This is a genomic window from Devosia sp. (genome assembly GCF_034675085.1).
In the GTDB taxonomy this organism is placed as follows: domain Bacteria; phylum Pseudomonadota; class Alphaproteobacteria; order Rhizobiales; family Devosiaceae; genus Devosia.
The window spans coordinates 1-7,676 of the sequence record NZ_JAUCDN010000163.1 but is presented as its reverse complement, the minus strand read 5'-3'; the positions used below and the strand labels follow the sequence as shown (position 1 = coordinate 7,676).

At 65.0% G+C, this 7,676-nt stretch carries 7 protein-coding genes and 1 pseudogene; 5 read left to right on the top strand and 3 right to left on the bottom strand.

Features of this window, described 5'->3' with window-relative positions:
* Positions 1-92: DUF4169 family protein (locus tag VDP82_RS18065; RefSeq protein ID WP_416347103.1), on the top strand; the 92-nt coding region annotated here is incomplete at its 5' end.
* Positions 93-273: 181 nt separating this feature from the next.
* On the opposite strand, the gene VDP82_RS11240 is transcribed toward VDP82_RS18065, so the two are convergent.
* On the bottom strand, positions 274-606 hold the full coding sequence (locus tag VDP82_RS11240) for a VOC family protein (protein ID WP_323014937.1): 333 nt from the start codon (positions 604-606) through the stop codon (positions 274-276).
* A gap of 231 nt (positions 607-837) precedes the next feature.
* On the opposite strand from VDP82_RS11240, the gene eno reads away from it, so the two are divergent.
* Positions 838-2,115 (top strand): phosphopyruvate hydratase, encoded by a 1,278-nt coding sequence (eno, locus tag VDP82_RS11235; protein ID WP_323014936.1) that lies wholly within the window; start codon positions 838-840, stop codon positions 2,113-2,115.
* Between the two features lie 108 nt (positions 2,116-2,223).
* Here eno and VDP82_RS11230 read toward each other — a convergent pair.
* Both VDP82_RS11230 and VDP82_RS11225 read right to left on the bottom strand, forming a co-directional pair.
* Positions 2,224-2,706, bottom strand: a pseudogene (locus tag VDP82_RS11230) (CinA family protein); the annotation flags it as partial.
* A 1-nt stretch (position 2,707) separates the two neighbouring features.
* Positions 2,708-3,898, bottom strand: a complete 1,191-nt coding sequence (locus tag VDP82_RS11225; RefSeq protein WP_323014935.1) for a bifunctional 2-C-methyl-D-erythritol 4-phosphate cytidylyltransferase/2-C-methyl-D-erythritol 2,4-cyclodiphosphate synthase — start codon at positions 3,896-3,898, stop codon at positions 2,708-2,710.
* A 170-nt stretch (positions 3,899-4,068) separates the two neighbouring features.
* Between VDP82_RS11225 and dusB the strand changes: the two genes are divergently transcribed.
* Genes dusB through ntrC form a run of 3 tightly spaced genes read left to right on the top strand, consistent with a single transcriptional unit; the run spans position 4,069 to position 7,618 of the window.
* The gene (gene dusB, locus VDP82_RS11220; protein ID WP_323014934.1) at positions 4,069-5,070 is read left to right on the top strand and encodes a tRNA dihydrouridine synthase DusB; all 1,002 of its coding nucleotides are present in this window, start codon (positions 4,069-4,071) and stop codon (positions 5,068-5,070) included.
* The gene (locus VDP82_RS11215; RefSeq protein ID WP_323014933.1) at positions 5,067-6,176 is read left to right on the top strand and encodes a two-component system sensor histidine kinase NtrB; all 1,110 of its coding nucleotides are present in this window, start codon (positions 5,067-5,069) and stop codon (positions 6,174-6,176) included. Before dusB ends, VDP82_RS11215 begins: the two co-directional genes overlap by 4 nt.
* Positions 6,173-7,618, top strand: coding sequence for a nitrogen regulation protein NR(I) (ntrC, locus tag VDP82_RS11210; RefSeq protein WP_323014932.1), 1,446 nt, complete (start codon positions 6,173-6,175; stop codon positions 7,616-7,618). Before VDP82_RS11215 ends, ntrC begins: the two co-directional genes overlap by 4 nt.
* Positions 7,619-7,676 lie beyond the last annotated feature (58 nt).

Below are 7,676 nucleotides of genomic sequence, written 5' to 3'. Positions count from 1 at the left end.
TGTTCGGCCGCACCAAGGCGGAAAAGCTGAAGCAGGAAACGGAAAAGGCGCGCGCGGACAAGCAGGTGGACGGGCACAAGCGCGAGGAATAGGGGTAAGGCTTGCCCATCCACTGGGTCATTCCGACCTGTGCCGGAATGACATCGTGGAAAGACGGGCTTCGGGTGGCGCGAGCCTACCAGTCGACCTGGCAGATGGCGCCGCGCGGGGCGAATTGCAGGCTCTCGGGCGTATATTGGAAGATTTCCAGCTTCACCCCATTAGGATCGGCCATCAGGCCTGCCAGGTGCCGTCGGCACCGCGCTTCTTGTCGGTGATGGCAACGCCCTTGGCGCGAACGCCGGCGATGAGCCCGTCGAGGTCCTCGGTTTCCAGACAGATATGGTTGATCTGGTCAGTCTCGGCAAAGCGCGATTCTGCCTTGCGGAAGACCTCGATGAAACTGCGCCCGCCCAGATCGAGATAAAAGCCGATCCAGTCCTCGCCGCGCTTGAAATCGAAGGCTTTTTCCAGCCCCAGCACGTCGCGGTAGAAATCCTGTGTGACCTGCAGGTCATGCGCGAAAATGCAGACATGCGCCACCTGCCTGATCGTTGCGGTGCTCATAGTTCCTCCCGGGGTCTGGCCGCTCGCGGCGGCATGGTGACGGGCTGGACCGGGAGGCTGATTCCGGCCCGCCCATAATAAATACTACCGATAACCCCGATGCGAACAACGCCGGTGGGAGCCCGGCGCCGGCCAAAGCGGCATTTTTTTGCTTCTCCCTCTTTCCCTTGTCATCCCGCGCGTCTAGGAGAGGGCTGCAAACGACTTAAACCAGCGTGGAAAGGCTATCCGATGTCTTCAATCATCCATGTCAGCGGGCGCCAGATCTATGATAGCCGCGGCAATCCCACGGTCGAAGTCGATGTGGTGCTGGACGATGGCAGCTTCGGCCGCGCCGCCGTTCCTTCCGGGGCCTCCACCGGCGCCCATGAGGCGGTGGAGCTGCGCGATGGCGGCAAGAAATACAATGGCAAGGGCGTGACCCAGGCGGTCGAAAACGTCAACTCGGCCATCTTCGAGGAAATCCAGGGCATGGATGCGCTCGATCAGCTGGCCGTCGACCAGGCCATGATCGATCTCGACGGCACGCCGAACAAGTCGCGCCTGGGCGCCAACGCCATTCTCGGGGTGTCGCTCGCCGTGGCCAAGGCCGCCGCAGAATCGAGCGAGCTGCCATTCTACCGCTATATCGGGGGCCCGAACGCGCATGTGCTGCCGGTGCCGATGATGAACATCATCAATGGCGGCGAGCATGCCGACAATCCCATCGACATGCAGGAATTCATGATCCTGCCCGCCGGCGCGGAAAGCCTGGCCGACGCGGTGCGCATCGGCTCGGAAATCTTCCATACGCTCAAGAAGGGCCTTGCCTCCGATGGCCACAACACCAATGTGGGCGACGAGGGCGGGTTCGCGCCGAACCTGAAATCGGCCGATGACGCGCTGGGCTTCATCATGCGCTCCATCGAAAAGGCCGGCTATCGTCCCGGCGAGGACATCTTCCTCGGCCTCGATTGCGCCTCGACCGAATATTACAAGGGCGGCAAATACGAGATGGCGGGCGAAGGCAAGTCGCTGTCATCGGATGACAATGTGCGGTTCCTGGAAGACCTGGTCGGCCGCTTCCCCATCATCAGCATCGAAGACGGCATGGCCGAGGACGACTGGGACGGCTGGAAGGCGCTGACCCGGGCGATCGGAAACAAGGTGCAGCTGGTGGGCGACGATCTTTTCGTCACCAACACCAAGCGCCTGGTCTCGGGCATCAAGATGGGTGTGGCCAATTCCATCCTGGTCAAGGTCAACCAGATCGGCTCGCTGTCGGAAACGCTCAATGCCGTCGATACGGCCCATCGCGCCGCCTACACCTCGGTGATGTCGCATCGCTCGGGCGAAACCGAGGACTCCACCATCGCCGACCTCGCCGTGGCGCTCAATTGCGGGCAGATCAAGACCGGCTCGCTGTCGCGCTCGGACCGGCTGGCCAAGTACAACCAGCTCATCCGCATCGAGGAACAGCTCGGGGATTCGGCGAAATATGCCGGCTTCTCGGTGGTCAAGGGCCGCTAAGGGCGCAAGAAACAACCCGGGCAGCGCAGACGCGCTCCCGGGTTTTTTGTGCCAAGAGCATGGGGGGGTGGTGATGGGCTGCTTGCCGTATTTGGCCTCGTCGGTGGTGAGCACCTGAAGGATGAGGTCGAGAGCGGCGGCGACGGTGGCCTGGCGGATTTCGGCGCGGCCGATATCGCCGAAGCGATGCTCGATGACCACGGTGGCCAGCTCGGTGGAGACGGCGATATAGACCAGTCCCACCGGCTTTTTCTCGCTGCCCCCGCCGGGGCCGGCAATGCCGGTGGCGGCGACGGCCAAATCGGTGCGCGCGGTATTGCGGGCGCCGTCGGCCATGGCGCGGGCGACCTGGTTGCTGACCGCGCCATAATCACGGATCAGACGCGGCGGCACCTGGATCATCCGCGCCTTGGCGCTGTTGGAATAGGTGATGAAGCCGCCATAGACCGCAGCCGAGGAGCCGGGAATATCGGTCAGTGCCGCGGCGATCAGCCCGCCGGTGCAGCTTTCGGCGGTGGCGATGGTCTTGTCGGCCTGGATGAGGATATCGAGAACCTGACGGCCCACGGAGGGCTTTGCCTTTGCCGCCATGTCAGTCGCCTCTCGGCAGTTCTACGCTTGCGCTTGCCATGGCCACGATACCTTCCTCCCGCCCGAGAAAACCGAGCTTTTCGTTCGTTGTTGCCTTCACGGCGACGCGGCGGGCCGAAATGCCGAGCGTTTCGGCGATGACGGCGCACATCGCGGGCGCGTGAGTGGCAATTCTCGGCGCTTCGCACACGATTGTCACGTCCAGATTGACGATGCGCCCACCGGCGCGCGCAACCAACTCTCCGGCATGCTTGAGAAAAACGCTGGAGGCCGCACCGCGCCAGCGCATATCGGAGGGGGGAAAATGCACCCCGATATCGCCTTCGCCGATGGCGCCGAGAAGCGCGTCGGTAAGGGCGTGAAGGGCGACGTCGGCATCGGAATGCCCGTCAAGCTTGTGATGATGGGGGATGCGCACGCCGCCCAGCCACACGGCATCGCCGGGGGCGAAGCTGTGGACGTCGTAGCCGGTGCCGATGCGGGTTTCCATGGGTTCTTCTCCTGCAAGGATATGCCCGGCGCGGATGAAATCCTCGGGATGGGTGATCTTGATATTGTCGCGGCCGCCCGGCGTCAGCACGACGCGCAGGCCAGCCCATTCGGCGATTTCCGCATCGTCGGTGAACGGACGGGGCAGGCTGGCCGCGCGCATATGGGCGGACAGGATGGGGCCGAAGCGGAAGCCCTGCGGCGTCTGGGCGGCAAACAGCGTCGCGCGATCCTCGGTCGCGGCCACGAGGCTGCCGTCGGGCGCGCGCTTGATGGTGTCGGTGACCGGCAGAGCGGGCAGGGCGCCATCGGCCCCCTCCAGCCCGGAGATGACCTCGGCGATCAATCGGGCCGAAACGAAGGGGCGCGCGGCGTCGTGGATGAGCACGATATCGGGATTTTTCGGGGCCAGGGCCTGAAGCCCGGCCAGCACCGAAGCCTGCCTCGTGTCGCCGCCGATAGCGGGAGGGAGCAGGCGCTCGCCGGCAAGCCCCAGCGCCTCGTAAAGCCCGGCGTGACCGGCATGGATGACGGGCAGGACCATGGCGATTTCGGGCCGGTTGAGGAAGGCCGCGATGCTGCGGGCCAGGATCGGCACGCCGCCGACGGCGCGATATTGCTTGGGGCCGGACGCGTCGCCATTGCTGGCGCGCTCACCCTTGCCGGCGGCAACGATGATGACGGCGATGGATTTTGAACGCATGACCCCCGATCCGGCAAAAGCTCTGTTGGGCGAGGTCTAGCCTTCGGCCTGCCATGCGGCAAGTGCAGGGCTGCCGCACGCCCGCAACCCTGCCATGACGTGTTGCGCCATCCGTCATTTTGATTATTGTGAAGGCAGTTCCCTCGATATGAACATTTATGGTGCATTTGGTGACTGAAGCTGCCCGCGCGGTGAGCATTGGCGAGCATGTGGTGCGCAATGGGGCGTTCCTCGCGCCCATGGCGGGAATCACCGACCGGCCCTTCCGCAAGCTGGCCGAGCGCTTCGGCGCCGGCATGGTGGTGTCGGAGATGATTGCCAGTAATGCTCTGGCGGTGGGCAATCACGACATGGCCCGCAAGCTCGGCCGCCCCGGAACGCTGCCCCATATGGTGCAGTTGGCCGGATGCGAAGCCGAATGGATGCGGCGCGGCGCGGAAATCGCCCATGACGCCGGGGCGGACATCATCGACATCAATTTCGGCTGTCCGGCCAAGCGCGTCACCAATGGCTATTCGGGCTCGGCGCTGATGCGCGTGCCCGACCAGGCCATTGCGCTGGTGGAGGCCGTGGTGGGCGCAACGCCGCTGCCGGTTACGGTAAAGATGCGGCTGGGCTGGGACGACGACAGCCTCAATGCCGCCGATATCGCCCGCAGGGCCGTCGAGGCCGGGGTGCGGATGATTACCGTGCATGGGCGGACGCGCCAGCAATTCTACAAGGGCCAGGCGCGCTGGGAGCCGGTGCGCGCCGTGGTCGAGGCGGTCGACGTGCCGGTGGTGGTTAATGGCGATATCGTCGACCTGGCCACGGCGCGCGAGGCGCTGCGCCTGTCTGGGGCATCCGCAGTGATGCTGGGCCGGGGGGCGCATGGCCGGCCCTGGCTGGTGGGTCAGGTGGGGGCCGGCCTGGCCGGCGCGACGCTGCCGCAGGCGCCCGAAGGCGAGGCGCTGGCGGCGCTGGTCATCGAGCATTACGAGGATATTCTGGTCGAATATGGCGTGGCCGTGGGCCTGCGCGCGGCCCGCAAGCATCTGGACTGGTATATGGACGCCGCCGGGGTGCTGATAGACAAGGCCAGCCGCACCGAACTGCTCAATTGCGAAAGCCCGGCCGAGGTGATGGCGCGGCTTGCCGTGATCTTTTCCGAGCCGGGGAGGGCGGCCGCATGAGCCTCGTGCCGGCCATGGCGGTGTTGCAGGCGCTGCCGCAGCCTATCATCGTTTGCGGCGAGGGCCGGCAGATCGTCTTCGCCAACTATGCCGCCGAGACGTTTTTCGGCGCCTCGCAAAGCGTGCTGACGCGCCAGCGGCTGGACGACCTCATCGCTTTCGGCTCGCCCATCATCAGCCTGGTGGAAACGGTGGCGACACGGCGCGCCGCGATGATCGAATATCGCGTGATGGTGGGCTCGTCCCGCATCGGCGACGAGCGCATCGCCGATGTCTTCGCCAGCCCGCTTTCCGACAGCGACGGGCGCATCGCCCTGATGATCCAGGAGCGCACCATGGCCGACAAGATCGACCGGCAAATGGTGTCGCGCGGGGCGGCGCGCTCGGTGACGGGGCTGGCCTCGATGCTGGCCCATGAAATCAAGAACCCGCTTTCGGGCATTCGCGGCGCGGCGCAATTGCTGGAGCAGACCGTCAATGAAGACGAAATCCCGCTGGCTCGGCTGATCCGCGAGGAAACCGACCGCATCGTGGGATTGATCGACCGGGTGGAGGTGTTCGGCGATGAGCGCCCGATGGAGCGCGAGCCGATCAACATCCATGTGGTGCTGGACCGGGTGAAACTCCTGGCACGCAACGGCGTGGCGCGCGCGGCGAGCTTCGCCGAGGACTACGATCCTTCGCTGCCGCCGGTCTATGGCAATCGCGACCAACTCATTCAGGTGTTCCTTAATCTGGTGAAGAATGCGGCGGAAGCCATTGAAAGAACACAGAAACCAGAAATCAAAATTTCGACGGCCTTTCGGCCCGGCATGCGCATCAGCGTCACCGGGGTGGCCGAGCGCATCTCGCTGCCGCTGGAAATCATCATCGAGGACAACGGCCCCGGCGTGCCGCCCGACCTGCTGCCGTTCCTTTTCGATCCCTTCGTCACCACCAAGACCAATGGCTCGGGGCTGGGCCTGCCGCTGGTGGCCAAGATCGTGGGCGACCATGGCGGCGTGATCGATTGCGAGAGCCGGCCGGGCAAGACCCGCTTCCGCATCCTGCTGCCCGTCGCCAATGGCGCGCTGCAAACAAGCAATGAAGAGGAAATGGCCGGATGAGCCATGTCGTGCTGCTGGCCGATGACGACGCCGCCATTCGCATGGTGCTGAACCAGGCACTGACCCGGGCCGGTTACGAGGTGCGCCCCACCGGCAATATCTCGACCATGTGGAACTGGGTGAGCCGGGGCGAGGGCGATATCCTCATCACCGACGTGGCCCTGCCGGACGGCAATGCCTTCGAGGTGATGCCCAAGATCAAGAAGCTGCGCCCCGACCTGCCGATGATCGTGATGAGCGCGCAGAATACCTTCATGACCGCCATCCGCGCCTCGGAAGTGGGAGCGTATGAATATCTGCCCAAGCCTTTCGACATCACCGAGGTGCTTTCGGTGGTGGGGCGGGCGCTGGCCGATGCCCGCAAGCCGGGAAACCGCGAACGCCTTGCGGTGGAGCCGGAAGAGACCATGCCGCTGGTCGGGCGCTCGGCGGCGATGCAGGACATCTACCGGGCGCTGGCGCGGCTGATGCAGACCGACCTGACCGTAATGGTGACGGGAGAAAGCGGCACCGGCAAGGAGTTGGTGGCGCGGGCGCTGCATGATTTCGGCCGGCGGCGCAACGGGCCGTTCGTCGCCATCAACATGGCGGCCATTCCGCGCGACCTGATCGAGGCCGAGCTTTTCGGGCACGAAAAGGGCGCTTTCACCGGCGCCAATACCCGCTCCTCGGGGCGTTTCGAGCAGGCGGAGGGCGGCACGCTGTTTCTCGACGAAATCGGCGACATGCCGATGGATGCCCAGACGCGCCTGCTGCGGGTGTTGCAGGAGGGCGAATATACGATGGTGGGCGGGCGGCACGCCATCAAGACCAATGTGCGCATCGTCGCCGCCACCCATCGCGACCTCGGCCAGATGATAAGGCAGGGGCTGTTCCGCGAAGACCTCTATTATCGGCTCAACGTCGTGCCGATCCGCCTGCCGCCCCTGCGCGAGCGCGTAGACGATGTGGGCGATCTGGCGCTGCATTTCCTCAAGGACGCCCAGCCCGAAGGCGAACCGGTCAAGTCGATCACGCCCGAAGCCATCCGGCTGATGCAGAATTATGCCTGGCCGGGCAATGTGCGCGAGCTCGAAAACCTGGTGCGGCGGCTGGCGGCGCTCTACGCCGATGAATCGATCTCCGCCGAAATCGTCGAGCATGAGCTGCATGTCGCCGAACCGCCGGTGGCGGCCGGCGCCGCCGGCGCCGTGGACGTGTCCATGGCCGTGGAAACCCATGTCGGCCAATTGCTGCGCGAACACGAGCCGGAACTGCCGCCGGCCGGGCTCTACCAGCGGGTGCTCGACAAGGTGGAAGCGCCGCTGATCGCCATGGCCCTCAATGCCTGCGGCGGCAACCAGATCAAGGCGGCCGAGCTTCTGGGCCTCAACCGCAACACGCTGCGCAAGAAGATCCGCACGCACAGTATCGAGATCGTCAAGCACAGCCGGCGGGGGTAGGGCGGCGGCAATGCCCCTTCTCCCCTCGCGGGAAGGGGCCTCGAAGGGGCGGATGATG

Bases quoted from the DNA above. Each gene is read 5' to 3' on its own strand.
- VDP82_RS11240 (WP_323014937.1), bottom strand. From the start codon at position 606: ATGAGCACCGCAACGATCAGGCAGGTGGCGCATGTCTGCATTTTCGCG.
- eno (WP_323014936.1), top strand. From the start codon at position 838: ATGTCTTCAATCATCCATGTCAGCGGGCGCCAGATCTATGATAGCCGC.
- VDP82_RS11225 (WP_323014935.1), bottom strand. From the start codon at position 3,898: ATGCGTTCAAAATCCATCGCCGTCATCATCGTTGCCGCCGGCAAGGGT.
- VDP82_RS11215 (WP_323014933.1), top strand. From the start codon at position 5,067: ATGAGCCTCGTGCCGGCCATGGCGGTGTTGCAGGCGCTGCCGCAGCCT.
- ntrC (WP_323014932.1), top strand. From the start codon at position 6,173: ATGAGCCATGTCGTGCTGCTGGCCGATGACGACGCCGCCATTCGCATG.